This window comes from Mesorhizobium sp. AR10, from assembly GCF_024746795.1.
GTDB lineage: Bacteria > Pseudomonadota > Alphaproteobacteria > Rhizobiales > Rhizobiaceae > Mesorhizobium.
On record NZ_CP080524.1, the window covers coordinates 396,771 to 423,340 of the forward strand.

Below are 26,570 nucleotides of genomic sequence, written 5' to 3' on the forward strand. Positions count from 1 at the left end.
GGTCTAGATGTCGTGCTTGCGAATGTTCTTCAGCATCTTCAGCAGCGTTGCGATCAGCGCCGCATATTCGGCATCGTCGACATCGTCGAACATTGCCTCAAACGCGTCATGCATGGCCGGCCAGGCGCGGGTGAACTCGGCGCGACCATCGTCGGTCAGGAACACATGTCGGATGCGGCTGTCGGTGACTCCCTGCTCACGCCGCACAAAGCCCTGCCCTTCCAACGTGTCGAGCGTCCGGCTCAGCGTCGACTGCTCGATCACAGTATAGACCGAGAGGTCGTTGACGGTGACGCCGTCGGTGACCGACAGCACGGCCAGCGTCCGCACCTGCGGAATGGTCAGGCCCTGCTTGCGGAAATCGTCGCGCAAGGTGGCGTTGTAGCGGCCCATGATGCGGTTCATCAGATAGGGCGCGAACTGCTGCAGGCCAATCTCGCCCAGTGTGGAGATGCGCTGGCGTTTTTCCGGGAGCTTCTGTTCCATCACAACCTCCCTGCCAGGAGAAAGCCGGATCCGCCGCCCAAGCCCGCGCCGGGATGGGTCGAGGCGCCGATATGGTAGAGGCCCTTGATACCGGTGTCATGGTTGCGGCTCGCCTTGAACGGCCGCCACAGGAACGATTGATCGATGGTCGACGAGCCGCCATAGGGGTCGCCGCCGACCAGATTGATGTTCATCGCTTCCAGGTCTGCCGGCGAATAGGCGCGGCGCACTATGATGCTCTTTTTGAAGCCGTCGATATGGCTGGCGAGGATGGCCTCGACGCGATCGGCATAGGCTTCGCGCAGCGCGTCGGTCCAGCGGCCGTCCGCCGGTGTCTGCAGCTTGCCAGCCGCATCGCCCTTGATAAGCCGAGGCGCCTCGGGCAGTTGCAGCCACAGGATCGCCTGGCCATCCGGACAGCGCGACGGGTCGAGCGCGTGCGGCTGGCCGACGCAGACGGTCGGCACCGCCGGCAGCATACCGCGCGTGGCCTCGTTACAGGCCTTGGATACGCCGTCGAGCCCCGGCGTCAGATGCAGCAGGGCAACCTTGTCCAGGCCCTCGCCGCGCCATGCCGGCGGCTTGTTCAGCGCATAGTGAATCTGGAAGTTGCCCTTCCCGTAGCGGTATTTCTGAGTCGCGTCGACCGCAGCCGCCGGCGCATCCTTTCCAAGCAAGCGGCCGTAAAGCTGGGTCGGGGTGACTGAGCAGATGATGCTCTTTTTCGCCGCGATCGTCTCGCCGGATACCAGCCGCACAGCAGAGGCCAGGCCGCCGCTCTGGACGATCCCGGCTACGTCGGCTCCAGTACGGATTTCACCGCCGCGTTCCCTGATCAAGCCTTCGAACGCCAAGAGCAGGTTCTTCGCCCCACCCTTGACGATAGGTGCGCCAGCGGCCTCCAGCGCGAAGGCGATGACCTTGGCGATCTGACCGGAAAAGGCATCTTCCGGCCCAAGGCCGGCATGCAGTACCCAGGGCGCCCATAGCGCGCGGATGGTTTCCGATTGATAGGTGCTCTCCAGCCAGCTGCGCGCCGGCACCAGCGCCTCGCCGAGAAAGGCGGCAAGAGCGCGCGGGCCACGCCGCCAGGCTTCGCCCGCCATAAGCTTGGTCGTCGGATAAGACCACACGCTGCCGCCGAGCATTCCGAACAAAAGGCCGGCATTGCGCTCGATGCTTCCGACATCGCTTCCGTGCTGGTCGCCGTCACCTGCCGACACGGCATTGATCGCCGCGATGTTGGCGGCGCGATCGGTGCGCAGGATGGCGTGGCTGCCGTCCGGCCGCAGCACGCCGGTGGGCGTGCCGGTGTGGCAGAATTCCAGCCCATGCCGCGCCAGGTCCTTGCCAAGTGCGGCATAGGCCGGCGACGTGATGAACAGGACGAAGGTCGTCGCCATCACATCATGGATGAAGCCGGGCGCGGTGATCTCCTCAGTGCGCATACAGCCGCCGATGCGGTCGTTGCGCTCCAGGACGAGCACCTTCGCGCCCTTGCCGCCGAGCATCGCCGCGCAGACCAGCGCGTTGATGCCGCTGCCGACGATGATGTGATCCGGCGCGCTCATCGGCAATTGCTCTCCGTGAGCGGATGGGGTTCAGTTGCGCAGGATAGTGTTCCTTCAGGCCCCCCTCTGTCCTGCCGGAGGGGGCGCCGTGGAGCTGCAGCGTTGCAAGGCCGCCGCTCCCAAATCGTCGTTACTGCGTTGCCCGCAAGCATGATCTTCTCCCGAAGACCGCCGCCTCGCCTATTTGCCCGACACGAGCGCCAGGGCGCGGATCGGGCTGCCGGTGCCGTGCTCGATCTTCAGCGGCGCCGCGATCAGGATGGCGCCCTTCGGCGGCAGCTGGTCGAGGTTGCAGAGACTGGCGAGACCGTAGCGGTTGGCCTTGTGCATCAATGTGTGCGCCGGGAATGGCGGCTCCATTCCCCCTGCTTTGCCAGCATCCGTCCCGATCGTCTCGCTGCCCCAGCCCTTGATGTCCTTGCTGATCAGGAACTGGATGGCTTCGGCCGTCGGCCCGGGCGTATGCGGGCCGGTCTCGTTGGCGTTGAGGAACTCGGCTTCCGAACCGTTGCGCTTGTACCAGTCGGTGCGCATCACCACCCACTCGCCGGCATTGATGGCACCATGCTTGGCTTCCCATGCCTTGATGTGGTCGACGGTGAGCAGGAAGTCATGGTCGGCGGCGGCTTCCTTCGAGCAGTCGATGACATTGACCGGGCCGACGAAGTTCTGCGCCGGAATGGTGTCGGTGGCGCCGTCCGGATAATCCTTGCCGGTGATCCAATGCTGCGGCGCGTCGAAATGCGTGCCCGAATGCTCGCCGAGCTTCAGCCAGTTCCAGGCCCACCACGGGCCGTTCTTGTCATAACGGGAGATCGAGTGGATCTCGACCTTCGGCGTGTCCACCGCCAGCTCGGGCGGCAGCTTGATCAGCGGGGTGTCGGGTCCGAGCGGTGCCGACAGGTCGATCACCTGAATGGCGCCTGAAAGAAGCTGGCCGGCGACTTCACCGAGGAGTTTTTGGGTGTCCATGGTCTCTGTTCCCTCTTTCAAAGTGATGATCAAGGCTCGTCTCGGCCCTTAATATCCTACTAGACGAAAACATATGCATCTGCAATTATCTTTAAGCATAAAGGAAATGGGTTGGCGGGCGTGAGCGAGTTTGACGCCATATTCGTGGGGGCAGGCCACAACAGTCTGGCATGCGCCGCGCATCTAGCGCTCAAGGGGTGGAAAACAGCGATTTTCGAGCGCAGTGCAGCAATCGGCGGCGCCGTCCAGACCCAGGAATACACCCTTCCCGGCTTCCGCCACGATTTCGGCGCGATGAATCTGAGCCTGTTCGCCGGCTCGGCCTTCCACCGGAAATATGCAAATGAATTGAAAACCCACGGACTGGAATTCTCAGCCGTCGCCGACTGCTTCGCCAGCGCCTTCCCCGACGGTCGCTGGTTTGGCGTCAGCAACGATCTGGAAAAGACCGCCTCGCGGATGGCTGCCTTCTCGGCAGCCGACGCCGCCACATGGCGCAAGCTCGTCGCGGCTTTCCCTGCCGAGGCCGAGCATCTGTTTCGCCTGCTTGGCTCGCCGATGAGCGGCCGCGCGCTGGCCGGCACCGCCTGGAACCTTTGGCGCAAGAAGGGTTTTTCCGGCGCGCTCGACACCGGCCGGTTATTGCTTTCCTCACCCCGCGCCTGGCTCGAGGAGACTTTCGAGTCGCCGCATGTCAGGGCGGCGCTCGCCACCTGGGGCATGCATCTCGACTTCGCACCCGACATCGCCGGCGGTGCGGTGTTCCCCTATCTGGAATCGATGGTCAACCAGTGTTTCGGCATGGTGCTCGGCAAGGGCGGCGCCGACACCATCATCCGCGCCCTGTCCGGCATGGTCACAGCTGCCGGCGGCAAGATCGCCACCGGGGCCGAAGTGGCCGAGATCACGGTTTCCGGCGGCAGGGCGACCGGCGTGCGGCTCGCTTCCGGGGATTTCCATATTGCCAGCAAGGCGGTCATCGCCGGCGTCGCGCCCAGGGCGCTCGCCGGCAGGCTGCTGCCCGAAGGGTCGGGCGATGCCGGCTTCGATGCGGCGATGAAAGGATTTCGATACGCACCGGGCACGATGATGATCCACCTGGCGCTGGACGATCTTCCGGATTGGAGCGCCGGACCTGAGCTCAGGCAATTCGCCTATGTGCATCTTTCGCCTTCGCTCGACGCCATGTCGCGTACCTATCAGCAGGCGATGGCAGGCATGCTGCCGGACGAACCGGTGCTGGTCGTCGGCCAGCCGACGGCTATCGATCCCTCGCGGGCGCCCGAGGGCAAGCATGTGCTGTGGGTGCAGGTGCGCATGCTGCCGGCGGAGATCCTTGGCGACGCTGCCGGCAAGATCGCACCCGATCGCTGGGACGAGGTGAAGAAGGCCTATGCCGACCGTGTTCTCGATATCATCGAAACCTACGCGCCCGGCCTTCGCCGAAAAATCCTCGGACGCGCCGTGTTCTCGCCTGTCGATCTCGAGCGGGAGAACCCCAACCTCGTCGGTGGCGACCAGGTCTGCGGCAGCCACCATCTGGCGCAAAATTTCCTGTTTCGCCCGGCGCGCGGATACGCCGGATGGAACACGCCCGTCGCCAATCTGCATCTCACAGGTGCCGCGACATGGCCGGGCGCCGGCGTCGGCGCGGCCTCGGGCTACATGCTCGCGCAATTGCTTGGCGGGAGGTAGCAGCCGAACATTTTTGGGGTGAAGGAGGACAAGGCGCGGTTGCCCAAGGAGCCTGAACCCACTGATTAGACAGAAACGCCGCGCACAGACAATAAACCAAGGGGAACGATGATGACCATGAACAGACGCGAATTGCTCGGATACAGCGCTGCCGCACTTGGTGCGGCGGCGATCGGCCTGCCGCAGATCGCCAGGGCTGCGGCCGGCGAACTGACCATCGCCTACAACGTCAACCTGCCGTCCTGGGACCCGACCACCGGACCGTCGGCGGTCAACCCGACCATCCAGGGTCTTTACCAGTCGGTGTTCGACCAGTTCATCCCGCAGAAGCCGGACCTGTCCTTCGCACCCGGCCTGCTCACAGAATGGGGCTGGAACGAAGACCGCACCAAGATCACGATGACGGTGCGCGAAGGTGTCACCTGGCACGACGGCTCGCCGTTCACGGCCGAGGACGTGGTCTGGTCGCTGCAGCGGGCGGGCGACGAGAAGACCGGCAACCCGATCCAGTTCGTCTGGAAGAACGTCAACAACTTCAAGATCGACGGCAACAAGATCACCGGCGACGTCGTGCAGTTCGACCCGGTGTATTTCAAGTGGATGTCGTTCCTGACCGGCTACATCATGCCAAAAGCCTATTACGAGAAGGTCGGCGCCGAGGGTTTCGAAAAAGCGCCGATCGGCACCGGCCCCTACATGGTCGACAAGTTCGAGCGCAACGCCTTCCTGCGGCTGAAGGCCAACCCGAACTATTGGGGCGACAAGCCGGCCTTCGAGAACGTCACCATCAAGTTCGTCACCGATGCGGCGAGCCGTGTCGCCGAGATCGAGTCCGGCTCCTCGCAGGTGACGCTCGAAGTCCCCTATGAGGAGTATGACCGGCTGATCGCCAAGGACGGCTTGGCCGGCTCCTGCAAGAACGTGTCCGACATCGGCATGATCTTCTTCAACGACATCGAGGCGATGCTGGACAAGAACGTGCGCCAGGCAGCGGTGATGTCGATCGACAAGAAGCTGCTGGTCGACCGGCTGCTGCACGGCTATGGCCTGCCAATCGATACGCTGGAGACGCCGGAATATGCGGCCTTCGATGCGTCGATCAAGGTCGAGCACAATCCGGACAAGGCCAAGGAGTTGCTGGCCGCCTCCGGTTATTCGCCGGAAAAGCCGGTCAAGTTCACGATACAGACGACCAAGGGCTTCAAGCCCAAGGATTATGAGATGATCCAGGCGATCGTCGGCATGTGGCGCAAGGTCGGCATCGAGGCGACGATCGAGGTTTATGAGATCGCCAAGCATTACGAACTGCGCGCCGCCGACAAGCTGGCGCCGGCGGCCTTCTACAATTGGGGCAACGCCATCGGCGATCCGACGACGTCGACCGGCTTTGCCATGTATGGCCCGAGCCCGCATTCGGTGTGGGACAGCCAGGACCTGATCGACATGATCAATCCGCTGTGGGGCGAAAAGGACGAGGCCAAGCGCATCGCCGGCTGGAAGGCCGTCGACAAGTACATCGCCGAGCAGGCCTATGTGCTGCCGCTGATCCAGTATGCGCAGCCGATCGTGCATGCCAAGGGCGTCAATGTGGTACAGCATGTGTCCGGCGCGCTGTTGCCGGCGCTGATGACCCCGGCCTGATACAAGTGAAGAGGCACGCTGTCGCGAGACGGCGTGTCTTCTCAACTACGCAGACCCCCTCATCCGGCCCTTCGGGCCACCTTCTCCCCGCCGGGGAGAAGAGATTGGCTGAGCCGTCGGCGCCCTCTTCTCCCCTCGGGGAGAAGGTGGCCGCGAAGCGGCCGGATGAGGGGGCTTCGTTCCATCAGCCGCTCAAACGCACTAGGCTTATGCCGGCATGCTTCTGCAAAGATTTCTGATCCGTCTTGTGACGATGGCGATCACGCTGTTCGGCGTGGCCGTCGTCGTCTTCGTCGTCATCCGCGTCGCGCCCGGCGACCCGATTGCGATGATGCTGCCGCCAGGCGCGACCGATGCCGACATTGCCCGGCTGCGCGCGCTGTACGGGTTAGACAAGACCATCGTGCAACAGTTCTTCATCTGGCTGTCGGGCGTTGTCAGGGGCGACTTCGGCACCTCGATTTCGCTGCGGCAAGACGTGCTGGGGCTGGTGTTCAACCGGCTGCCGGCGACGCTGGAGCTTGCCATCGTCGCGCTGGTGATGGCGGTGGCGATCGGCGGCACGACGGCAATCCTCGGCGCGCGCGAGCGCGGTACAGTGGTCGAGGCCGGCATCGACATCGCCAGCGGTGCAGCACTCTCCATTCCTGACTTCCTCTGGGGCCTGGTGCTGATCCTTTTGTTCGGCGTGCTGGTGCCGGTGTTCGACATTTCCGGGCGGGTGTCGCCGCAGCTCGACCTGCCCTTCGTCACCCAGTTTTATCTCGCCGAAAGCATCGTGCGGCTGCGCCTCGACCTGACCAGGGATCTTCTGGCGCATATGCTGATGCCGGCCGTGGCGCTGGCGCTGCCGCTGGCGGCGATCATCTCGCAGCTCCTAAAACAGTCGCTGAAGGAAGTGCTCGACCTCGACTATGTCGTGCTTGCGCGGGTCAAGGGTTTTTCGGAAACGCAGGTCATCCTGCGCGAGGCACTGAAGAATGCCGCCCTGCCGACGCTCACCCTGGTCGGTGTGCAGTTCACCTTCCTCATCGGCGGCACGGTCATCGTGGAGCGGCTGTTCTCCTATGAGGGTCTCGGCAACATGGCCATCGACGCCGTCATCAACCGCGACCTGCCGCTGATCCAGGGCATCGTGCTGGTCTTCGCGCTGCTGTTCGTGCTGATCAATCTTGCCGTCGACATGATGTATGCGCTGCTCAATCCGAGGCTGCGCCATGGATGACGGCCGCATTTCAAGACACGGCTCGGGCGCAAAGCTATGGCTGGCCGGCGGCTGGCTGCTGCTGGCGCTGCTGGCAGCGATCTTCGCGCCGCTGGTGGCGCCACAGGACCCGCTGGCACAGGATCTGATGCTGGAGCGGCTGCCGCCGTTCTGGATGAGCGGCGCCGAGCATGGCTTCTGGCTCGGCACCGACAGCCTCGGCCGCGATCTCTTGTCACGGCTGATCTTCGGTGGCCGCATCGCCTTCATCGTCGCTTTCGCCGCGGCCATCGCCGCGTGCCTGGTCGGCTCGACGCTTGGGCTGATCGCCGGTTATTTCGGCGGCTGGGCCGACCGCATCATCTCGCGCATCGTCGACGTCTGGATGGCGTTTCCGCCGGTGCTGTTCGCCATCCTTCTGGTCGCCGTGCTCGGCACCGGCTTGAACTCCGTCATCATCGCCATCGCCGTCATCGACTGGACGCGTTTCTGCCGGGTGATCCGTGCCGAGACGATGGGCCAAGCGCGCATGGACTATGTCGAGAATGCCCGCATCGCCGGCTATGGCCGCATCGGCATCATGCTGCGCGAAGTTCTGCCCAATGTGGTGCCGTCGATCGTGGCACTGCTGTCCTTGGAGATGGGCATCGCCGTCATCGTCGAGGCGATCCTGTCCTTCGTCAACCTGTCGATCTCGACCGACGATCCAACCTGGGGCGGCATCATCGCGGAAGGGCGGCTGTCGATCCATCAGGCCTGGTGGGTGCTGGTGTTCCCGCTGATCACGCTGATCCTGACCGTGCTGTCGTTCAGCCAGTTCGGCGAGGGCCTGAGGGCGCGTTTCGATCCGGTGCTGCGATGAGCGCCTGCCTCGACATCAGGGATTTAAGCGCCGTGCTGCCCAACGGCCAGCGCGTGCTGCGCTCGGTGTCGCTCTCCGTGCAGCCCGGCGAAGTGCGCGCGCTGGTCGGCGAGAGCGGCGCCGGCAAGACGATGATCGGCAAGGCGGTGCTCGGCGTGCTGCCGCTCAGCGTGCGCATTGTCGACGGCGACATGTTGTTGGAAGGCGAGGACCTCGGCAAGTTGCAGCCAAAGGCGCGGCGCACGCTGATCGGCGCACGCACCGCACTGATCCCGCAGGACCCGCTGACCGCGCTCAACCCGTCGCGCCGCATCGGCCCGCAGATGACCGACCGGCTGGTGCGCATTCTCGGTTGGAGCGGTGAGAGAGCCGACCAACGCATCCGGCAATTGCTGGACCAGGTGCAGATCCGCGATCCCGACCGTGTGCTCAAATGCTATCCGCACGAGCTGTCCGGCGGCATGCGCCAGCGTGTGCTGATCGCCGCCGCCTTTGCCGCCGAGCCCCGGCTGATCGTCGCCGACGAGCCGACCACGGCGCTCGATGTCACCGTGCAGAAGCAAATCCTGCGGCTGATCGCTGAGTTGCAGCGCGAGCACGGCACCGCAATCCTGTTCGTCACCCACGATCTCGGCGTCGTCGCCAAGATCAGCCAAAAAGTCTCGGTGCTCTATGCCGGCAAGGTGGTGGAGGAGGCCGAGACGGCCGCTCTCTTCGCCGCCCCAAAGCATCCCTACACGCGGGCGCTGATGCAAGCCACGCCGCGCTACACCGACCCGCTCGCCTCGCTGAAGCCGGTGGACGATGCTGTGCTGGCCGGGCTCGCCGCCGAGATCAGCGCTGCCGACCAGGCGTGGAGGCGGCATGGCTGAGCCGCTCATCTGCGTGCGTGGACTGAAGGTCGCGCTGCCCGACATGACGCGCAAGCCGCTGATTGGCCGCGCGCCGCTGGCCGAGATCCTGAAAGGTCTCGACTTCGACCTGCCCAGGGGATCGGTGACCGGCATCGTCGGCGAATCCGGATCCGGCAAATCGACGCTCGGCCGCGCCCTCGTGCGCCTGCTGGAGCCAAGCGCCGGCTCGATCAGCTTCGATGGCCGCGACATCACCCACCTGCCGGAGGCGGAGCTTCGGCCGCTGCGCCGCAATCTGCAGATGATCTTCCAGGATCCGATGTCGTCGCTCAATCCGCGCCGCACCATCTTCAGCATCATCGCAGCCCCGCTCAAGCAGAACGGCCTTGGTGACAATCTAAAGACCCGAGTCGCCGAAGCCTTGCAGCGCGTCGGCCTGCCGCAAAGTTTTACCAGCCGCTACCGCCACGAACTGTCGGGCGGCCAGCGGCAACGCGTCGGCATTGCCCGCGCGCTGGCGCTATCGCCGAAGTTCGTACTCGCCGACGAGATCGTCTCCGGCCTCGATGTCTCGACCCAGGCGCAGATCCTGACGCTGCTGGAAAAGCTCGCGGCCGAGATGGGCCTGACCGTCGCCTTCATCAGCCACGATCTGTCGGTGATCCGGCGGCTGTGCCAGCAAGTGATCGTCATGCGCGAAGGCGCGATCATCGAAGCCAGCGCCACCGACGCCTTGTTCGACAACCCGCGGCAGGCCTACACGCGCGACCTCATCGCAGCCATCCCACTGCCCGAGATCGACGCAGGCTGGCTGGACGTCCATCCTACGGCAAAGGTAGCGACATGAAATCATTCGCCACCAAACGTAGGCAGGAATCATTGCAATATGAAACTTTAAGCTTGAAATAATTTATCTGCGGCGCGATACTCAAACCAGAAAGCGAAGAGGAGATCGCAGGCATGAAGGTTGCGGTTCTCGGCGGTGGACCAGCCGGCCTCTATTTTGCCATCTCGATGAAGCTCAGGGACGCCGCGCACGAGGTGACGGTGTTCGAGCGTAACCGCGCCGACGACACATTCGGCTGGGGCGTCGTGCTTTCGGCCGAGACGCTGGAGAACCTGACCAGGAACGATCCGGTCAGCGCCGTCTGGATCCGGAAACATTTCGCCTATTGGGACGACATCGCCGTCATCCATGACGGCGTGCGCACGGTTTCGACCGGCCATGGCTTCTGCGGCATCGGTCGCAAGCGGCTGCTTGTCCTGCTGCAACGGCGGGCGCGCGAACTCGGCGTCAAGCTGATGTTCGAGACGGATATCCCCGATCCCAAACCTTACATGGAAACGCACGACCTGGTGGTCGCCGCCGATGGGCTGAACTCAAGAGCGCGGAACACCTTCGTCGACGTGTTCAAGCCCGACATCGACACCCGCAAATGCAAGTTCGTGTGGCTCGGCACGCAACAGAAATTCGATGACGCCTTCACCTTCATCTTCGAGAAAACGGAGCATGGCTGGGTGTGGGCGCACGCCTACCAGTTCGACAGCGACACGGCGACCTTCATCGTCGAATGCAGCGAACAGACATGGGAGGGTTTCGGCTTCGGCGCTATGTCGCAGCAGGAATCGATCGCCGTCTGCGAACGGATCTTTGCCAGGCATCTTGGCGGCCACGCACTGATGACCAACGCCAACCACATCAGGGGTTCGGCCTGGATCAATTTCCCGCGCGTGCTGTGCGAGCGCTGGTCATACAAGAATCTCGCGCTGATGGGCGACGCCGCGGCATCAGCGCATTTCTCCATCGGTTCCGGCACCAAGCTGGCGTTGGAAAGCGCGGTGGCGCTGGCAGACTATGTCGAATCCGAACCAGATCTCGAGGCGGCGTTCCGCAAATATGAGGACGCGCGCCGCACCGAGGTGCTGAAGCTGCAGTCGGCGGCGCGCAATTCGCTCGAATGGTTCGAGGAGGTGGAGCGCTATCTCGGCCTCGATCCGGTACAGTTCAACTATTCGCTTTTGACCCGGTCGCAGCGCATCAGCCACGAGAATCTCAGGCTGCGCGATGCCGAATGGCTTGCCGGCGCGGAGGAATGGTTCCAGCGCCAGGCCGGCGCCGGTGGCAACAGCTTGCGCCGGGCGCCGATGTTCGCGCCGTTCCGGCTGCGCGACATGGCGCTGCAGAACCGCATCGTCGTCTCGCCGATGGCGCAGTACAAGGCCGTCGACGGCTGTCCGACCGACTGGCATTTCGCCCATTATGCCGAGCGGGCCAAGGGCGGCGCCGGCCTGCTCTACATCGAGATGACCTGCGTCAGCCCTGAGGGCCGCATCACGCCCGGCTGCCCCGGTTTCTACGCGCCCGAACACGAGGTGGCGTGGAAGCGGCTGGTCGATTTCGTCCATACCGAGACCGAGGCGAAGATCTGCGCGCAGATCGGCCATTCCGGCGCCAAGGGTTCGACCCGGCTCGGCTGGCAAGGCACCGATGTGCCGCTAACCTCGGGCAACTGGCCGGTGATGGCGGCGTCGGCTGTCGCGTGGTCGCCTGAGAATCAGGTGCCAAAGGCGATGGACCGCGCTGACATGAACAGCGTGCGCGACGAGTTCGTGGCCTCGGCCGAGATGGCTGATCGTTGCGGCTTCGACATGCTGGAGATCCATGCCGCGCACGGCTATCTCCTGTCGTCCTTCATCACGCCGATCACCAACCGGCGCACCGACGCCTATGGCGGTTCGATGGAAAACCGCATGCGCTATCCGCTCGAAGTATTCCGCGCCGTGCGGGCGGCATGGCCGGCGGAAAAACCGATCTCGATGCGCATCTCGGCCAATGACTGGTTCGGCATCGAAGGCGTGACGCCGGCCGACGCGGTCAAGATCGCCAAGCTGTTGCACGAGGCCGGTGTCGACATCTGCGACGTCTCCGCCGGGCAGACCTCGGCCGGGGCAAAACCCGTCTATGGCCGCATGTTCCAGACGCCGTTTTCCGACCGCATCCGCAACGAGGTTGGCATGGCGACGATGGCGGTCGGCAACATCTATGAGCCTGACCATGTCAATTCGATCCTGATGGCCGGCCGCGCCGATCTGGTCGCCCTGGCACGGCCGCATCTCGCCGACCCCTACTGGACGCTGCATGCCGCAGTGACCCTTGGCGATCGCGGCGTCAAATGGCCGGATCCCTATCTGCCGGGACGCGACCAGATCTATCGGCTGGCTGAGCGCGATGCGGCCGCGGGGCTGAAAGTATGAGTGGCGGCGCAACGATCACCGCAAAGCATGCGCTGGTCACTGGCGGCGGCTCCGGTGTCGGAAGGGCCATCGCGCTGGCGCTGGCCGGTGCCGGCATCAATGTGACGATCTGCGGCCGGCGCGAGGCAGCGCTTGCCGAGGTCGCCAAGGAGAACGACCGTATTTTCGGTATCACTGCCGACGTCACCGACGAAGCCTCGATGGCTTCCTTGTACAGCCAGGCGGAGGCGGCACGCGGGCCTATCGACATCGTCGTCGCCAATGCCGGCATGTCCGGCAGCGCACCGGCGCACAGAACCGCCCTCACCGACTGGCAGCGCACGCTCGACGTCAACCTCACCGGTGCGTTCCTGACAGCGAAACCGGCACTGGCCGGCATGGTCGCGCGGAAGACAGGCCGGATCGTCTTCGTCGCTTCGACGGCCGGCCTGAAAGGCTATCCCTATGTCGCGGCTTACGTCGCCGCCAAGCACGGTGTCGTCGGGTTGATGCGGGCGCTTGCCGCCGAGACCGCCAAATCCGGCGTGACCGTCAATGCCGTCTGCCCCGGCTTCGTCGAGACCGAAATGCTGGAAACATCCATCCAGCGCATCGTCGAAAAAACCGGCCGCTCGGTCGAGGACGCGCGAACCAGCCTCTCTTCGACAAATCCGCAGGGACGCTTCATCCAGCCGGAGGAAGTCGCAGCCACGGTGCTGTGGGTGTGCAGCGACGCCGCCGGATCGATCACCGGACAGACCATCTCAATTTCAGGAGGCGAGACATGGTAGCCGGCCCTCTGCCCGCGCCGTCCGGACCCGGCAAGGACCGGCTGCGTCTGTGGATACGTCTGCTGCGGGCGTCCCGCACCATCGAGGCCGAGCTGCGCGAGCGCCTGAAAAAAGAATTCAACACGACGCTGCCGCGCTTCGACGTGATGGCGGCGCTCTATCGTGTGCCGGAAGGCATGCTGATGAGCGATCTGTCGCGCTTCCTCCTGGTGTCCAACGGCAATGTCACGGGCATTGTCGACCGGCTCGTGTCAGAGGGACTCGTCGCCCGTGCCCGGCGCAACGGCGACCGCCGCACTTCGATGGTTCGGCTGACGGAAGAAGGCTCGAAGGCCTTCGCCGTGATCGCCGCCGCGCATGAAGGCTGGGTCGGCGAGTTGCTGGGCACTGTGAGCGAGGACGAAGCGCACCGGCTGACCGGCATGCTGACCTCGTTCCGCAGCAATTGGGAGGGCAGGGAATGACCGAGATGGCTGGCCGCGAGCCGAAGCATTTCCTCTGGCAGGTCGAGGGCAAGGTTGCAAAAGTCCGGCTCGACCGGCCGGAGCGCAAGAACCCGTTGACCTTCGAGAGCTATGCCGAATTGCGCGATATTTTTCGCGACCTCGTCTATGCCGACGATGTCGATGCGGTGGTGTTCCTGTCCAATGGCGGCAATTTCTGCTCCGGCGGCGATGTTCACGACATTATCGGCCCGCTGGTCAAGATGGACATGAAGCAACTTCTCGCCTTCACCCGCATGACCGGCGATTTCGTCAAGGCGATGCTGAATTGCGGCAAGCCGATCATTTCGGCGGTCGACGGCGTGGCGGTCGGCGCCGGTGCTATCATCGCCATGGCCTCGGACATCCGCATCGCCACGCCGGAAGCCAAGACGGCCTTCCTGTTCACTCGCGTCGGCCTCGCCGGTTGCGACATGGGCGCCTGCGCGATCCTGCCGCGCATCATCGGCCAGGGCCGCGCCGCCGAACTGCTCTACACCGGCCGCACGATGACGGCGGCCGAAGGCGAGCGCTGGGGCTTCTACAACCGGCTGGTCGATGCCACAGCCCTTGAGACCGAGGCGCTCGACATGGTGGCGCGCATCGTTTCCGGGCCGACCTTCGCACACGGCATCACCAAGACGCAGCTGAACCAGGAATGGTCGATGGGCCTCGACCAGGCGATCGAGGCGGAGGCTCAGGCGCAGGCGATCTGCATGCAGACGGGCGATTTCGAGCGCGCCTACAAGGCATTCGTCGCCAAGGGAAAACCGGTGTTCGAGGGCAATTGAGGATGTTCCTTTCTATCGAGACATTGGCGGGACAGCGCCCCCCTCTGGCCTGCCGGCCATCTCCCCCTCTAGGGGGGAGATGGCCTCTCGTCTCGGCCTTCGCCAATCGCCAGCGCCGCAAAATGGGGACCGGCGCCAAAGCAGCCAATCTCCCCCCTAGAGGGGGAGATGTCCGGCAGGACAGAGGGGGGCGCCGTAGAGCGCAAGGCTTGGGGAACAACGGAGGCATCTATGCCTGACCGCTCCTTCCTCAACTGGCCCTTCTTCGAGGACCGACACCGCGTGCTCTCCGAAAAGCTGGACGCCTGGTGCGCGAAAAACCTGCCGGTCGATCATCATGACGTCGACGCCGCCTGTCGCGAGCTGGTGGCGAGACTGGGCAAGGACGGCTGGCTGAAGCCGACAGCGCTCGATGTGGACAATCCGGGACCACTCGACGTGCGCACGCTGTGCATCACCCGCGAGACGCTGGCCCGGCATGACGGGCTGGCCGACTTCGCCTTCGCCATGCAAGGGCTCGGCACCGGCGCGCTCAGCCTGTTCGGCACGCCGCAGCAACAGAAATGGTTGGCGAAGACCCGCGTCGGCAAAGCGATTTCTGCCTTTGCCTTGTCGGAACCACGCTCGGGGTCGGATGTCGCCAATATGGAGATGGCAGCGGCCCGTGACGGCGACGACTATGTTCTGTCCGGCGAAAAGACCTGGATCTCCAATGGCGGCATCGCCGACCTCTATGTCGTCTTCGCCCGCACCGGCGAGGCGCCGGGCGCCAAAGGTCTTTCGGCGTTCATCGTACCCGCGCAGACCAAGGGCCTGACCATCGCCGAGCGGCTGGAGGTGATCGCGCCACATCCGCTGGCGCGCCTGTCGTTCGACCAGGTCCGCATTCCGGCCTCGTCGCTGATCGGCAGACCGGGCGACGGTTTCCACATCGCCATGTCGGTGCTCGACGTGTTCCGCTCTACCGTCGGCGCGGCAGCACTCGGCTTTGCCCGGCGCGCACTGGATGAAAGCATCAAAAGAGTGGCCGAGCGCAAACTGTTCGGCGCGCCGATGGCCGAGTTGCAGATGGTGCAGGGCCACATCGCCGACATGGCGCTCGACGTCGATGCTGCAGCACTTCTCGTCTATCGCGCTGCCTGGACCAAGGACATGGGTGCTGCCCGTGTCACCCGCGAAGCGGCGATGGCTAAACTGTTTGCCACCGACAAAGCGCAAGAGGTGATCGACAAGGCTGTGCAGTTGCATGGCGGCGACGGCGTCCGAAAAGGCCACATCGTTGAAAGCCTCTACCGCGAGATCCGCGCGCTGCGCATCTACGAGGGTGCTTCGGACGTGCAGAAGGTGGTGATTGCGCGGCAGGTCATGGGCGCGGCCTGAAGTTCGCGCGGGGAAATTGCAGATTGAACTGTTTTCGAACGTCGACATTGCGAACCGAGTTTTAGGAATCGGGAGGTTTTGAATGCACACCATCCTGCAGCCGGAAGGCTGGGCGAAACCCAAAGGCTACGCCAATGGCGTCGCGGCGCGCGGGCGACTGGTCTTCGTTGGCGGGCAGGTCGGCTGGAGCGGGCAATGCCAGTTCGAGACCGATGATTTTGTCGGCCAGGTGCGGCAGACATTGGCCAACATCGTCGCCATTGTGGCCGAGGCCGGCGGCAAGCCTGAGCATATCACCTCGATGACCTGGTATTTTACTGACAAGGCCGAATATCTGGCCAATCTCAGGGGTATCGGCGAGGCCTATCGCGAGGTGATCGGGCGGCACTATCCGGCCATGGCCGCCATGCAGGTGATGGCGCTGGTCGAGGATCGCGCCAAGGTCGAGATCCAGGCTACGGCGGTCATACCTGAGTGACCTTTGGTTATCCCGGAGTAGCCGTTGGCTATCCCGGAGTGAGTTACCCGCGAAGGCCCGCCTGTCTCAGAAGGGGCAGCACGCGGCCGCAGAAATAGGGCAGCTCCTGCGTGTAGTTTACGAAGGACAGCGCGATCCCCTGATAGCCTTGCTCGGCGATGGCGACCATATCAGCGGCGATGGTTTCCGGCGTCCCGATCAGCGGATAGGTCCCGGCGCCGCCAGCGAAGCGCTGCCGGTAGCGGTCATAGGCATGCGGGTCGTGGGACTGCGAGAATTCCTTCTTGCTCGCCATGTGGGCATCGACCGCATTATGATCGGCCATATCAACGGCATAGCGCGAGTAGTAGGCCTGCGCCTCCTCCATCGTCTCGCGGCAGACGACATGCGCCACCGTATAGACGCCGACATCGCGCCCATGCTTGTCGGTGCGCTCGCGTATGTCGGCGACGTGCTTTCCGGCATCAGCCATTTCGGAAAAAGTCGTGAACAGGTAGTCGCATTTGGCGGCGGCGAAATCCCGGCCCGGCCCGCCGAAAGCGGCGTTCATGGTCACCGGCCGCGGAAGCTGCAGGCTGGCCGGCCGGCTCACCGCCTCCCTGAGGCGATAATAGGTGCCTTCGTAGTCGAGCGGCTGGTCCGAGGTGTAAAGCTTTTCCAGGATTTCGATCCATTCGGCTGCCTGGTCGTAGCCCTTCTCGACCAGGGGCGTGCCGAACATGCCGAATTCCTTGGGATTCCAGCCGCAGACGATGTTGAGCCCCGCGCGACCCTGGCTGATGTGGTCGACTGTCGCCAGTGCCTTGGCGGCATAGAGCGGATGCACGAGCGGCACGTGTACGGTCATGAACAGGCCGATCTGCTCGGTGGCCACGGCAAGTGCCGCCGCCCAGGTGAAGGTCTCGAACGACCACTCCCGCACCTTGTTGCGGCCACCGAAGCCGCGCCAGCGCGCGATCGGCAGCATGAATTCCAGCCCCGCGCGATCGGCGATCCGGGCAGCCGTCAGATTGTCCTGCCAGCTCGCCGTCCAGCGTTCCGGCACATCGGTAATCGCAAGCCCGCCATCGGCGTTGGTCGAAAAGATGCCGAGCTTCAACCTGTTCGGGCCATGCAGGGGATGGGCTTTGATCATGTCTGAAAACTCTCGGCGGGAGACGGCAGGCTACGGTTCCAGGAAAATATTTCAAGCCTGAAATAGCTTCGCTCGACCGTCGTTTGCGGATATGGATTTGGACAGGATCAGGAAAGGGATGGGCATGAGTGAATTCCGCCAGAAATCCATCGGCAAGAAGAACCTCGTCGGCTCGTTCGCCGCCATACCGCATGCGGTTGCGGTGGAGGTGATGGCGCAGTCCGGTCTCGATTTCCTCTGCATCGATTGGGAGCATGCCCAGATATCCAGGGGCACGATCGAAAACATGGTACGGGCGGCCGACATTCATCGGGTGCCCGTCATGGTGCGCGTCCCAGGCCACCAGCCGGAGGCGATCGCCAACGCGTTGGACAGCGGCGCGCAAGGCGTTCTTATCCCGCGTATCTCGACCGCCGCCCAGGCTCAGGCGGCTGTGAAGGCCTCGCGCTATCCGCCGATGGGCGAGCGCGGCGTCGGCCCCGGCCGGGCCGCCGGTTATGGCTACCGCATCCCTGAATATCTCACCGAGGCCAATGCCAGAACCGTTGTCGCGGTGCAGGTAGAGACCGCCGAAGGGCTCGCCAATATCGAAGAGATTGCCGCCGTGGACGGCGTCGACGTGATCTTCGTCGGCCCCGGTGACCTTTCGGTGTCGATCGATGCGCTTGGCCCGAAAGGCGCCGGCAAGCTCGATGCGGCGATCCACACGATCATTGGCGCGACGATCGCGCACGACAAGGCCGCCGGCATATTTTGCGCCAGCCCGCAGCCGGTCGGCCAATGGGCGGCCATCGGCGCCAGCTTCTTCATCCTGGCCAGCGACACGATGTTTCTCGGCGCCGGCGCTGCAGCCAACTATGCCGCCGCCCGCGCCGAATTGGCGCCAGACGGGGGGCCGGTAACGGGTCTGGGCGTGTATTCGCGGTGACAAAGCGAAAAACTTTTTAAGCTTAAAACTTTTTCCTTGAAAAGTCCGGGGCTTTGGATAAGCATTCAATATCGACCGTTACTGCCGTGCCGGACGGGCTTGCCGGCAGTCCTGTCGAGGCGTTCAGGGTGCGAGGTTCAGTCCTTGTCGTTCATGCTGCCCCAGTCATCGTCTCTGGCCAGCGCGCGTTACGCTTTCGATGGCGTGCGCGCACAAATTCGCGATCTGCACACCGAAAACATCGCCAACCTTGCCGTGCGCGCCCGCGAACTGGGCGACGTGATCGCGCTCTGGTATGGCGAAGGCGACATGGTAACGCCGGCCTTCATCCGCGACGCGGCCAAGGCGGCGTTCGATGAAGGCCTGACCTTCTACGTTCCCAACATGCGCGGCCATGGGCCGTTGAATGACGCGTTGTCGGAATACCAGTCGCGCATCCACGGCCGGCCGATACCGATCGCGCGCACCACCGTCACGCCGGGCGGCATGCAGGCTCTGTATCTGGCGCTGGAACTGCTAGTCGATACCGGCACCAATGTCGTCTACGTCGCGCCGCAATGGCCCAACATCCACAATGCCATCCACCTGATCGGCGGCGAGCCGCGGCCGTTTTCACTCGATTTCAAAGGCGACTGGAAGCTCGACCTCGACCGGCTGTTTGCCACCTGCGACGCGCGCACGCGCGCGATCTTCCTGTCGACGCCTTCGAACCCGACGGGCTGGACCGCGTCGCGCGAGGAGATGCAGGCGCTGCTCGAGTTCAGCCGGCGCACCGGCATCTGGATCATCTCCGACGAGGTCTATGGCCGGCTCTATTTCAACGGCGTGGTGGCGCCCTCGGTGCTGCAGATCGCCGAGGACGGAGACAGGGTGCTGTCGGTCAACAGCTTCTCGAAAGCCTGGGCGATGACCGGCTGGCGGGTCGGCTGGCTGACGCATCCGTCTGGCGTCGCCGACCAGCTCGGCGCCATGAGCCAATATATCAACAGCGGCACGGCGGCCCCGATCCAGGCCGGCGCGGTCGCGGCGATCCGCCAGGGTGAGCCGCTGGTCGAGGAGATCCGGCAGCGGATCAAGACCGGCCTTGACCTTGCCTATGACAGGCTGGCGCAGATTCCCGGCATCGTGCTGCCCAAAAAGCCGCGCGGCGGCATGTATGCGTTCTTTGCAATGGAAGGCGAAAGCGACGCCCGTCGCGCCTGCGCCAGGATCCTGGAAACGGCGCGCGTCGGGTTGGCGCCCGGCCATCTGTTCGGAAGTTCGGCAACGCCCTTCCTGCGCATGTGTGTCTGTCGCGACCGCGACCAGATTGCGACCGCGCTCGATCGCATGGCCGCTGCAATGAATTGACGCTCCGCCAGAAGCGAGGCGGCAAATAACCGTGCGGGGCCAAACCCGCCCGATCAACAACAGAGGGAACAAAAATGAGCTTCACTCGTCGTAACCTGCTTCTTCTCGCTGCCACCATCGGCATCGCCGCCGGCCCGGCCACCGCCTATGCCGCCGATGTGCTCAACGTCGGCGCCTATCCGACCAATCCGCCCTTCGAATACAAGAACGAGAGCGGCACCTTCGAGGGTTTCGAAGTCGACATCGTCAACGAGGCGGCTAAGCGCGCCGGCATGACCACGGAAATCGCCGACCTCGGGTTTCAGGCGCTGTTCGCCGCCACCACCTCGAAGCGTATCGATGTCGCTATCTCGTCGATCACCATCACGCCGGAGCGGCTGAAGTCGCAATCGTTCACCCAGCCCTACTATGACTCCGACATGGGCATCGCCACCAAGACCGACAGCGCGATCAAGACCGAGGCCGACCTGAAGGGCAAGATCGTCGGCGTGCTGTCCGGCTCGACCGGTGAAACCTGGGTCAAGGAACACCAGGAGGCCGGGGGGTTCAGCGAGGTGAAGGGCTATGATACGCAGCAGAACCTGCTGCTCGATCTCAGCGCCGGCCGCGTCGACGCCGCGGTCAGCGACATTCCGGGCATGGAGTATTCCTTCACCAAGATGAAGGATTTGACCGTCAAGGAGCGCATCAAGACCGGCGAACAATACGGGCTGATGATGACCAAGGACCACCCGCTGCTCGGCAAGCTGAACGACACACTGACCGCGATGAAGAAGGACGGCACGCTGGCCTCGATCCACAAGAAGTGGTTCGGCAGCGACGCACCGGCCGATTCTTCGACCGTCAAGGAAATGCCGTTGCCGAAGGGCTGAGCGGCGATTTGCGCTGAAATCGCGCCGGCTTCCCGTGCCGGCACGATCTCATGACGTCCTTCGATTTTCGCGCATGACCCTTCCCGGAAACCGATTTCGGTTTCCGGGATCATGCTTTAGCGTCGCGGGACGCCAACCGTTTCGGGAATGCTCCCATGTCGCTGCTGGACACCTTCTTCAACGCCGATGTCATGCTCTCCAGCCTGCCGGCGCTGCTGCGCGGCTTCCTGAACACGCTGCTGCTCGGGATCCTGAGCATCGGCATCGGCATCCCCGTCGGCCTGGGGATCAGCCTTGTGCGGCTCTATGCGCCGAAGCCGCTGCGGTGGCTTGCGGTCGGCTACATCGACATCTTCCGGGCGATGCCGGTGCTGGTGGTGCTGATCCTGATCTACTATGCGCTGCCGTTCCTCGGTATACGGCTGTCGTCCTGGACCTCCGCGGTGACGGCGTTCGCCATCATCATGGCGGCCTATTCGGCCGAGGTGTTCCGCTCCGGCATAGAAAGCATTCCGCGCGGCCAGTTCGAGGCGGCGCAGGCGCTCGGCCTGCCGTTCCTGCTAACCTTGCGAAAGGTGGTGCTGCCGCAGGCGATCCGCGTGGTCATTCCGCCAATGACCAGCAACTGCGTTTCGATGTTCAAGGACACTTCGCTCGCCTCCACCGTGGCGCTGCCCGAACTGCTGAAGGAAGCGACCAACGCCCAGTCGCTGTACGCCAATCCCTCGCCGCTAATCGGCGCCGCGCTGGTCTATCTCATCTTCCTCTGGCCGATGGTGCGTCTCGTCAGCCTGCTTGAACGCCGCTTCAAAACCGAAAAAACCCGCTGACCCTGGCCAACAATTTCCAACTGCAAAGCACTCCGCAGGAGACGACCTTGAACAAGCATCAGACCGACAACGCGACCAACGCCGCCGGCCCGTTCCCCGTCGAAACAATCCGCGCCATGTTTCCCGCCTTGCAGCGGGCCGGCGACTTCATCTTTTTGGACAATGCTGCCGGCGCGCAGATCCCGCAGAGCGTGCTCGACGCGGTGACCAACCATCTGGTCTCGCACAATGTGCAGCGCGGCGGCCGCTATGGCCGTAGCGTCACCGTCGACCAATCGGTCGCCGACGCGCGCGAAAGCGTAGCGCTGCTGATCAACGCCTATAGTCCGTCGGAAATCTGCTTCGGCATGAACGCCACTTCGTTCATCCGCCTGGTCAGCCTCGGCATCGGCCAGATGCTTCAGGAGCGCGACGAAATCGTCATCACCGACATGGACCATGACGCCAACATCGCGACGTGGCTGGCGCTGGAATCTGCTGGCGCCAAGTTCAAATGGTGGCGTATGCGCGAGGACGGCAATCTACATGTCGACGACCTGCGCCCGCTGGTCTCCGATCGCACAAGGCTCGTCGCCTGCACCGCTACGGCGCATTCGATCGGCTCGATCGTCGATGTCGCTTCGGTGGCGAAGATTGCCCATGCTGCAGGCGCCGAAGTGTTCCTCGACGGCGTGCATTACGGGCCGCACGGCCTGATCGACGTGCAGGCCTGGGACTGCGACTACCTCGTCTGCTCCGGCTACAAGAATTTCTCGCCGCATATGGGCTTCCTCTGGGGCCGCTTCGAGACGCTGAAGCGGCTGCCGACCTTCCGCGAGGACTTTATCCCCGACGAGCCGCCCTACAAGGTCGAGGCCGGCACCTTCATCTACGAGAACGTCTCCGGCATGGATGCCGCGGTGCGCTATCTCGAATCGATCGGCCGCAACTTTGCGCCTGCGAACAACCGCTCGCGCCGCGACAACATCGTCGCCGGCATGAATGCCATCCGCGACTACGAACTGGTGCTGGCGCGCGAAATGCTGGCCGTGCTCAAGGATTGCGGCGCGACCATCTACGGCGTTGCCGACGAGGACCGCATCACGGAACGCGTGCCGACCTTCTGTTTCAACATCGGCACGCTGTCGCCGCAAGCGATCGTCGAGGGGATGGCCGAGATGCAGATCGGCATCCGCGACGGCCACATGTACGCGCCGCGGCTGATGAAGCGTCTCAATCTCAGCATGGACAGCGGCGCCATCCGCGCCTCGCTGGTGCATTACAATACGATCGAGGAAGTGCGCCGCTTCGGCGAAGCGCTGCGCGCCATCATCGCCCGGCTGTCCTGATCGGGTCGAACGACTGGTTCAGGCGGCCTTCTTCTTCGCCAGTCGCGCCTTGATAGAGGCGACGTCGGCGCGCGGCGTCGCCGCAAACAGCGTCCTGGTGTAGCTGTGCTTGGGGTCGGCAAAGACCTCGTCACGCGAGCCGTATTCGACCGCTTCGCCGAAATACATCACCATCACGTCGTCGGCGATGTAGCGCACCACAGACAGATCGTGGCTGATGAAGACATAGGTCAGCTGGAATTCGTCCTGCAGGTCGGCGAGCAGGTTGAGCACTTGCGCCTGCACCGACAGATCGAGCGCCGACACCGGCTCGTCCAGCACCAAAAGGCTCGGGTTGAGCATCAATGCGCGGGCAATGGCGATGCGCTGGCGCTGGCCGCCCGAGAACATGTGCGGATAGCGGTTGTAGTGCTCCGTGCCGAGGCCGACCTTCTTCAGCATCTTCATGGCGAGGTCGCGCCGTTCGTCGGCCGGCTTGTCGGTGTTGATGACCAGCGGCTCGCCCAGCACATCGCCGATCTTCTGGCGCGGATTGAGCGAACCATAGGGGTTCTGGAAGACGATCTGCACCTTGCGGCGCATCTCCTTGGTCAGGCCGTTCTTGGCAATGTCGACCTTGTTGCCATCGATGAAAAGTTCGCCCGCCGTTGCCGGATCGATCAGCGTGATGATGCGGGCGAGCGTGGACTTGCCGCAACCGCTTTCGCCGACGATGGCCAGCGTCTTGCCCTTCTGCACGCTGAAGGAAACGCCTTTGACCGCGTGCACGGTGCGGGCGGGACGGAAAAGCCCACCTCCGACATGATAGTCGCGCACAATGTTCTTGCCTTCGAGAACCGTCAAACTCATGAGGCGGCTCCCGCGGCAGATGGCGCCGGCTCGAACAGCATGTCGGACACGGTCGGCAGTCGGTCGCCGACGGCGTTTTCCGGCAGCGCCGACAGCAGTGCGCGCGTGTAGTTGCTCTGCGGCTTCTCGAACAGCGACAAAACGTCGGCCTCTTCCATCTTGCGGCCCTTGTACTGGACGATGACGCGATCGGCGGTCTCGGCCACGACGCCCATATTGTGGGTGATCATGATCAGGCCCATGCCGTATTTGGCCTGCAGGCCGACCAGCAGGTCGAGGATCTGCTTCTGGATGGTGACATCAAGTGCCGTCGTCGGCTCGTCAGCGATCAGCAGCTTCGGATTGCAGGCGATGGCGATGGCGATCATGACGCGCTGGCACTGGCCGCCCGACATCTGGTGCGGGAATGAGTTCAGCCGTTCTTCCGGATCGGCAATGCCGACCAGCGTCATCAACTCGATGGCGCGCGCCCGGCGCTCGGCGCGGTCCATGCCCATATGGAAGCGCAGCACCTCCTCGATCTGGAAGCCGGCGGTGAAGCATGGATTGAGGCTGGCCACCGGCTCCTGGAAGATCATCGAGATGTCCTTGCCGACGATCTTGCGGCGCTCGGACGGGCTGAGCTCCAACAGGTCGGTTCCGTCGAAGGCCATGCGGTCGGCCTTCACCGTCGCCGTGTTGGGCAAAAGCCCCATCACCGCCAGCATCGCCACCGATTTGCCGGAGCCGGATTCGCCGACGATCGCCAACACCTCGCGCGGCTCGACCGACAGGTCGATGCCTTGCACGGCCATGAACGGTCCGGCCGCGGTATCGAAGGAAACGGTGAGGTTCCTGATCTCGAGAAGAGGCATGGTCAGGACCTCTTCAGCTTGGGGTCGAAGGCGTCGCGCAGGCCGTCGCCGATCAGGTTGATGGCAAGCACCGTGATCAGGATGGCGAGACCTGGGAAAGTCACCACCCAGGGCGCGCGCAGGATGAACTCGCGCGCCGAGGCGAGCATGGTGCCCCATTCCGGTGTCGGTGGTTGCGCGCCGACGCCGAGGAAGCCGAGCGCAGCGGCTTCGAGGATGGCATTGGAGAAGGACAATGTCGCCTGCACGATCAGCGGCGCCACGCAATTCGGCAAGATCGTCACCAGCATCAGCCGCAGGTGACTCGCACCGGCCACCTTGGCGGAGACTACATATTCGCGGTTCTTCTCGGCCATCACGGCGGCGCGGGTGAGCCGGGCGAAGTGCGGCTGCAGCACCAGCGCGATCGCCAGCATGGCGTTGAACAGGCCAGGGCCGAGGATCGCCACCAGCACCAGCGCCAGGAGCAGCGACGGGAAGGCCAGGATGATGTCCATGATGCGCATGATCAGCGTATCGACCCAGCCGCGGAAATAACCGGCGAGCACGCCAAGCACGATGCCGCTGGTCAGCGAGAAAACGACGACCACCAGACCGATGAACAGCGAGAAACGCGCCCCGAAGATCAACCGCGAAAGCATGTCGCGGCCAACCGCGTCGGTGCCCAGCAGGAACATCCAATTGCCGCCCTCCTGCCAGACCGGAGGCGCCAAGAGTGCGTCGCGAAATTGTTCGTCGGGCGAATGCGGTGCCACCAGCGGCGCGAAAATTGCCACCAGCACCAGCGCCGAGAACACGAACAGGCCGATGACGGCGCCGGTGTTCATCGAAAAATAGTGCCAGAATTCAGCGAAGGCGCGTTGCCTGCCGCCGGGTTGAACGGATGCAGCAGTGGCTTCGGCGCCGGACTGGTCGGTCATCTTACTGCACCCGGATTCGTGGGTTGATGACGGCGTAGAGCACGTCGACGATCAGGTTCACCGCCATGACGATCAGCGCGATGATCAGCAGGCCGCTCTGAACGACGACATAGTCGCGCTTGCCGATCGCGTCGATCATCCACTTGCCGATACCGGGCCAGGAAAAGATCGTTTCGGTCAGGATGGCGCCGGCCATCAGCGTGCCGACCTGCAGGCCGATGGTGGTGACGACCGGGATCAGAGCGTTGCGGAAGGCGTGCAGCCCGATGACGCGGCGCGGCGCCAGGCCCTTGGCACGCGCGGTACGGACATAGTCCTCGCCCAGCACTTCGAGCATCGCCGACCGTGTCTGCCGCGCGATGACGGCAAGCGGAATCGTCGCCAGCACGATCGACGGCAGGATCAGGTGACTGGCGGCAGACCTGAACGCGCCGCTCTTTCCGGAGATCAGGCTGTCTATCAGCATGAACCCCGTCGTCGGCTTGAAGAAATACTGCAGGCCGATGCGGCCGGAAACAGGCGTCCAGCCGAGATAGCCGGAGAAGAAAATGATGAGCAGCAGGCCCCACCAGAAGATTGGCATCGAGTAGCCGGTCAGTGCCACGCCCATCGTCGCCTGGTCGAACCATGATCCGCGCTTGACCGCGGCGAAGATGCCGGCGGGAATGCCGATGACGACGGCGATGATCAAGGCGATCGTGGCCAATTCCATCGTGGCGGGAAACAGCGCCTGGAATTCACCAAGAACCGGTCGCTTGGTGGCGATCGATATGCCGAAGTCGCCGGTCAGAACCCTGCCGATATAGTCCAGATACTGGATGACATAAGGCCGGTTGTAGCCGAATTGCTCGATAAGTTCGGCGTAGCGCTCGGGGCTGACGCCGCGCTCTCCGGCGAGCGCCAGGATCGGGTCGCCCGGAAGAAGCCGAACGAAAGCAAACGCCGCCAGCGAGATGCCGAACACGGTCGGAACGATCAGGGCGAGCTTATGGAGGAGATAACGAAGCATCTTACTTCATAGAACGGCGGCGCTGGAAGTCCAGCGCCGCCGTCCAATTTCGCT

At 63.8% G+C, this 26,570-nt stretch carries 25 protein-coding genes; 17 read left to right on the forward strand and 8 right to left on the reverse strand.

Annotation, left to right across the window (positions count from 1 at the left end; genetic code table 11):
- Positions 1 to 3: 3 nt before the first annotated feature.
- The 3 genes from LHFGNBLO_RS05345 to LHFGNBLO_RS05355 all read right to left on the reverse strand — a co-directional run bounded on the left by LHFGNBLO_RS05345 (position 4) and on the right by LHFGNBLO_RS05355 (position 3,029).
- Entirely contained in the window at positions 4 to 486 is a 483-nt protein-coding gene (locus LHFGNBLO_RS05345; protein ID WP_258604965.1) for a MarR family winged helix-turn-helix transcriptional regulator, read from the reverse strand.
- Entirely contained in the window at positions 486 to 2,057 is a 1,572-nt protein-coding gene (locus LHFGNBLO_RS05350) for a phytoene desaturase family protein (protein WP_258604967.1), read from the reverse strand. Before LHFGNBLO_RS05350 ends, LHFGNBLO_RS05345 begins: the two co-directional genes overlap by 1 nt.
- Before the next feature lie 180 nt (positions 2,058 to 2,237).
- Positions 2,238 to 3,029, reverse strand: coding sequence for a cyclase family protein (locus tag LHFGNBLO_RS05355; protein ID WP_258604969.1), 792 nt, complete (start codon positions 3,027 to 3,029; stop codon positions 2,238 to 2,240).
- A gap of 120 nt (positions 3,030 to 3,149) precedes the next feature.
- Here LHFGNBLO_RS05355 and LHFGNBLO_RS05360 point away from each other — a divergent pair, with 120 nt between their 5' ends.
- The 12 genes from LHFGNBLO_RS05360 to LHFGNBLO_RS05415 all read left to right on the forward strand — a co-directional run bounded on the left by LHFGNBLO_RS05360 (position 3,150) and on the right by LHFGNBLO_RS05415 (position 16,441).
- A complete protein-coding gene (locus LHFGNBLO_RS05360) occupies positions 3,150 to 4,724 on the forward strand; it encodes a phytoene desaturase family protein (RefSeq protein ID WP_258604971.1) in 1,575 nt (524 codons plus the stop codon).
- A gap of 111 nt (positions 4,725 to 4,835) precedes the next feature.
- On the forward strand, positions 4,836 to 6,365 hold the full coding sequence (locus tag LHFGNBLO_RS05365) for an ABC transporter substrate-binding protein (RefSeq protein WP_258604973.1): 1,530 nt from the start codon (positions 4,836 to 4,838) through the stop codon (positions 6,363 to 6,365).
- Between the two features lie 217 nt (positions 6,366 to 6,582).
- Positions 6,583 to 7,590 carry an ABC transporter permease gene (locus tag LHFGNBLO_RS05370; protein WP_258604975.1) on the forward strand — a complete coding sequence of 336 codons (1,008 nt, stop codon included), beginning with the start codon at positions 6,583 to 6,585 and terminating at the stop codon, positions 7,588 to 7,590.
- Positions 7,583 to 8,431, forward strand: a complete 849-nt coding sequence (locus LHFGNBLO_RS05375; protein WP_258604977.1) for an ABC transporter permease — start codon at positions 7,583 to 7,585, stop codon at positions 8,429 to 8,431. Before LHFGNBLO_RS05370 ends, LHFGNBLO_RS05375 begins: the two co-directional genes overlap by 8 nt.
- The gene (locus tag LHFGNBLO_RS05380; protein ID WP_258604978.1) at positions 8,428 to 9,303 is read left to right on the forward strand and encodes an ABC transporter ATP-binding protein; all 876 of its coding nucleotides are present in this window, start codon (positions 8,428 to 8,430) and stop codon (positions 9,301 to 9,303) included. Before LHFGNBLO_RS05375 ends, LHFGNBLO_RS05380 begins: the two co-directional genes overlap by 4 nt.
- Complete coding sequence (locus LHFGNBLO_RS05385) at positions 9,296 to 10,132, forward strand: ATP-binding cassette domain-containing protein (RefSeq protein WP_258604980.1); 837 nt, start codon at positions 9,296 to 9,298, stop codon at positions 10,130 to 10,132. Before LHFGNBLO_RS05380 ends, LHFGNBLO_RS05385 begins: the two co-directional genes overlap by 8 nt.
- Positions 10,133 to 10,245: 113 nt before the next feature.
- Complete coding sequence (locus LHFGNBLO_RS05390) at positions 10,246 to 12,540, forward strand: bifunctional salicylyl-CoA 5-hydroxylase/oxidoreductase (RefSeq protein WP_258604982.1); 2,295 nt, start codon at positions 10,246 to 10,248, stop codon at positions 12,538 to 12,540.
- Positions 12,537 to 13,310 (forward strand): SDR family NAD(P)-dependent oxidoreductase, encoded by a 774-nt coding sequence (locus tag LHFGNBLO_RS05395; protein WP_258604984.1) that lies wholly within the window; start codon positions 12,537 to 12,539, stop codon positions 13,308 to 13,310. Before LHFGNBLO_RS05390 ends, LHFGNBLO_RS05395 begins: the two co-directional genes overlap by 4 nt.
- Positions 13,304 to 13,774, forward strand: a complete 471-nt coding sequence (locus LHFGNBLO_RS05400) for a MarR family winged helix-turn-helix transcriptional regulator (RefSeq protein WP_258604986.1) — start codon at positions 13,304 to 13,306, stop codon at positions 13,772 to 13,774. The genes LHFGNBLO_RS05395 and LHFGNBLO_RS05400 overlap by 7 nt, the downstream gene beginning before the upstream one ends.
- On the forward strand, positions 13,771 to 14,583 hold the full coding sequence (locus LHFGNBLO_RS05405; protein ID WP_258604987.1) for an enoyl-CoA hydratase family protein: 813 nt from the start codon (positions 13,771 to 13,773) through the stop codon (positions 14,581 to 14,583). Before LHFGNBLO_RS05400 ends, LHFGNBLO_RS05405 begins: the two co-directional genes overlap by 4 nt.
- 231 nt (positions 14,584 to 14,814) lie before the next feature.
- Positions 14,815 to 15,963, forward strand: a complete 1,149-nt coding sequence (locus tag LHFGNBLO_RS05410) for an acyl-CoA dehydrogenase family protein (protein ID WP_258604988.1) — start codon at positions 14,815 to 14,817, stop codon at positions 15,961 to 15,963.
- A gap of 82 nt (positions 15,964 to 16,045) precedes the next feature.
- Positions 16,046 to 16,441, forward strand: a complete 396-nt coding sequence (locus LHFGNBLO_RS05415; RefSeq protein ID WP_258604989.1) for a RidA family protein — start codon at positions 16,046 to 16,048, stop codon at positions 16,439 to 16,441.
- Between the two features lie 43 nt (positions 16,442 to 16,484).
- Here LHFGNBLO_RS05415 and LHFGNBLO_RS05420 read toward each other — a convergent pair whose 3' ends face one another.
- On the reverse strand, positions 16,485 to 17,576 hold the full coding sequence (locus LHFGNBLO_RS05420) for an LLM class flavin-dependent oxidoreductase (RefSeq protein ID WP_258604991.1): 1,092 nt from the start codon (positions 17,574 to 17,576) through the stop codon (positions 16,485 to 16,487).
- A 124-nt stretch (positions 17,577 to 17,700) separates the two neighbouring features.
- On the opposite strand from LHFGNBLO_RS05420, the gene LHFGNBLO_RS05425 reads away from it, so the two are divergent.
- From LHFGNBLO_RS05425 to LHFGNBLO_RS05445, 5 genes are all read left to right on the forward strand, one after another.
- A complete protein-coding gene (locus tag LHFGNBLO_RS05425) occupies positions 17,701 to 18,504 on the forward strand; it encodes an HpcH/HpaI aldolase family protein (protein ID WP_258604992.1) in 804 nt (267 codons plus the stop codon).
- A gap of 153 nt (positions 18,505 to 18,657) precedes the next feature.
- On the forward strand, positions 18,658 to 19,854 hold the full coding sequence (locus tag LHFGNBLO_RS05430) for a pyridoxal phosphate-dependent aminotransferase (protein WP_258609595.1): 1,197 nt from the start codon (positions 18,658 to 18,660) through the stop codon (positions 19,852 to 19,854).
- A gap of 74 nt (positions 19,855 to 19,928) precedes the next feature.
- On the forward strand, positions 19,929 to 20,726 hold the full coding sequence (locus LHFGNBLO_RS05435; RefSeq protein WP_258604994.1) for an ABC transporter substrate-binding protein: 798 nt from the start codon (positions 19,929 to 19,931) through the stop codon (positions 20,724 to 20,726).
- A gap of 155 nt (positions 20,727 to 20,881) precedes the next feature.
- Positions 20,882 to 21,556 (forward strand): amino acid ABC transporter permease, encoded by a 675-nt coding sequence (locus tag LHFGNBLO_RS05440; RefSeq protein WP_258604996.1) that lies wholly within the window; start codon positions 20,882 to 20,884, stop codon positions 21,554 to 21,556.
- A gap of 47 nt (positions 21,557 to 21,603) precedes the next feature.
- Positions 21,604 to 22,884 carry a cysteine desulfurase-like protein gene (locus LHFGNBLO_RS05445; RefSeq protein ID WP_258604998.1) on the forward strand — a complete coding sequence of 427 codons (1,281 nt, stop codon included), beginning with the start codon at positions 21,604 to 21,606 and terminating at the stop codon, positions 22,882 to 22,884.
- 18 nt (positions 22,885 to 22,902) lie between these two features.
- Here LHFGNBLO_RS05445 and LHFGNBLO_RS05450 read toward each other — a convergent pair whose 3' ends face one another.
- The 4 genes from LHFGNBLO_RS05450 to LHFGNBLO_RS05465 are packed head-to-tail and all read right to left on the reverse strand — an operon-like array spanning position 22,903 to position 26,516.
- Positions 22,903 to 23,733 carry a dipeptide ABC transporter ATP-binding protein gene (locus tag LHFGNBLO_RS05450; protein ID WP_258605000.1) on the reverse strand — a complete coding sequence of 277 codons (831 nt, stop codon included), beginning with the start codon at positions 23,731 to 23,733 and terminating at the stop codon, positions 22,903 to 22,905.
- Positions 23,730 to 24,587 carry an ABC transporter ATP-binding protein gene (locus LHFGNBLO_RS05455; RefSeq protein ID WP_258605002.1) on the reverse strand — a complete coding sequence of 286 codons (858 nt, stop codon included), beginning with the start codon at positions 24,585 to 24,587 and terminating at the stop codon, positions 23,730 to 23,732. Before LHFGNBLO_RS05455 ends, LHFGNBLO_RS05450 begins: the two co-directional genes overlap by 4 nt.
- Positions 24,588 to 24,589: 2 nt before the next feature.
- Positions 24,590 to 25,507, reverse strand: coding sequence for an ABC transporter permease subunit (locus LHFGNBLO_RS05460; RefSeq protein WP_258605003.1), 918 nt, complete (start codon positions 25,505 to 25,507; stop codon positions 24,590 to 24,592).
- A 1-nt stretch (position 25,508) separates the two neighbouring features.
- Positions 25,509 to 26,516 carry an ABC transporter permease subunit gene (locus LHFGNBLO_RS05465; RefSeq protein ID WP_258605004.1) on the reverse strand — a complete coding sequence of 336 codons (1,008 nt, stop codon included), beginning with the start codon at positions 26,514 to 26,516 and terminating at the stop codon, positions 25,509 to 25,511.
- Positions 26,517 to 26,570 lie beyond the last annotated feature (54 nt).

Coding starts and splice junctions, on each gene's coding strand:
- LHFGNBLO_RS05375 (WP_258604977.1), top strand. CDS start 7,583: ATGGATGACGGCCGCATTTCAAGACACGGCTCGGGCGCAAAGCTATGG.
- LHFGNBLO_RS05440 (WP_258604996.1), top strand. CDS start 20,882: ATGTCGCTGCTGGACACCTTCTTCAACGCCGATGTCATGCTCTCCAGC.
- LHFGNBLO_RS05405 (WP_258604987.1), top strand. CDS start 13,771: ATGACCGAGATGGCTGGCCGCGAGCCGAAGCATTTCCTCTGGCAGGTC.
- LHFGNBLO_RS05370 (WP_258604975.1), top strand. CDS start 6,583: ATGCTTCTGCAAAGATTTCTGATCCGTCTTGTGACGATGGCGATCACG.
- LHFGNBLO_RS05410 (WP_258604988.1), top strand. CDS start 14,815: ATGCCTGACCGCTCCTTCCTCAACTGGCCCTTCTTCGAGGACCGACAC.
- LHFGNBLO_RS05380 (WP_258604978.1), top strand. CDS start 8,428: ATGAGCGCCTGCCTCGACATCAGGGATTTAAGCGCCGTGCTGCCCAAC.
- LHFGNBLO_RS05420 (WP_258604991.1), bottom strand. CDS start 17,576: ATGATCAAAGCCCATCCCCTGCATGGCCCGAACAGGTTGAAGCTCGGC.
- LHFGNBLO_RS05345 (WP_258604965.1), bottom strand. CDS start 486: ATGGAACAGAAGCTCCCGGAAAAACGCCAGCGCATCTCCACACTGGGC.
- LHFGNBLO_RS05425 (WP_258604992.1), top strand. CDS start 17,701: ATGAGTGAATTCCGCCAGAAATCCATCGGCAAGAAGAACCTCGTCGGC.
- LHFGNBLO_RS05450 (WP_258605000.1), bottom strand. CDS start 23,733: ATGAGTTTGACGGTTCTCGAAGGCAAGAACATTGTGCGCGACTATCAT.
- LHFGNBLO_RS05460 (WP_258605003.1), bottom strand. CDS start 25,507: ATGACCGACCAGTCCGGCGCCGAAGCCACTGCTGCATCCGTTCAACCC.
- LHFGNBLO_RS05365 (WP_258604973.1), top strand. CDS start 4,836: ATGACCATGAACAGACGCGAATTGCTCGGATACAGCGCTGCCGCACTT.
- LHFGNBLO_RS05400 (WP_258604986.1), top strand. CDS start 13,304: ATGGTAGCCGGCCCTCTGCCCGCGCCGTCCGGACCCGGCAAGGACCGG.
- LHFGNBLO_RS05430 (WP_258609595.1), top strand. CDS start 18,658: ATGCTGCCCCAGTCATCGTCTCTGGCCAGCGCGCGTTACGCTTTCGAT.
- LHFGNBLO_RS05395 (WP_258604984.1), top strand. CDS start 12,537: ATGAGTGGCGGCGCAACGATCACCGCAAAGCATGCGCTGGTCACTGGC.
- LHFGNBLO_RS05455 (WP_258605002.1), bottom strand. CDS start 24,587: ATGCCTCTTCTCGAGATCAGGAACCTCACCGTTTCCTTCGATACCGCG.
- LHFGNBLO_RS05350 (WP_258604967.1), bottom strand. CDS start 2,057: ATGAGCGCGCCGGATCACATCATCGTCGGCAGCGGCATCAACGCGCTG.
- LHFGNBLO_RS05465 (WP_258605004.1), bottom strand. CDS start 26,516: ATGCTTCGTTATCTCCTCCATAAGCTCGCCCTGATCGTTCCGACCGTG.
- LHFGNBLO_RS05355 (WP_258604969.1), bottom strand. CDS start 3,029: ATGGACACCCAAAAACTCCTCGGTGAAGTCGCCGGCCAGCTTCTTTCA.
- LHFGNBLO_RS05415 (WP_258604989.1), top strand. CDS start 16,046: ATGCACACCATCCTGCAGCCGGAAGGCTGGGCGAAACCCAAAGGCTAC.
- LHFGNBLO_RS05385 (WP_258604980.1), top strand. CDS start 9,296: ATGGCTGAGCCGCTCATCTGCGTGCGTGGACTGAAGGTCGCGCTGCCC.
- LHFGNBLO_RS05390 (WP_258604982.1), top strand. CDS start 10,246: ATGAAGGTTGCGGTTCTCGGCGGTGGACCAGCCGGCCTCTATTTTGCC.
- LHFGNBLO_RS05435 (WP_258604994.1), top strand. CDS start 19,929: ATGAGCTTCACTCGTCGTAACCTGCTTCTTCTCGCTGCCACCATCGGC.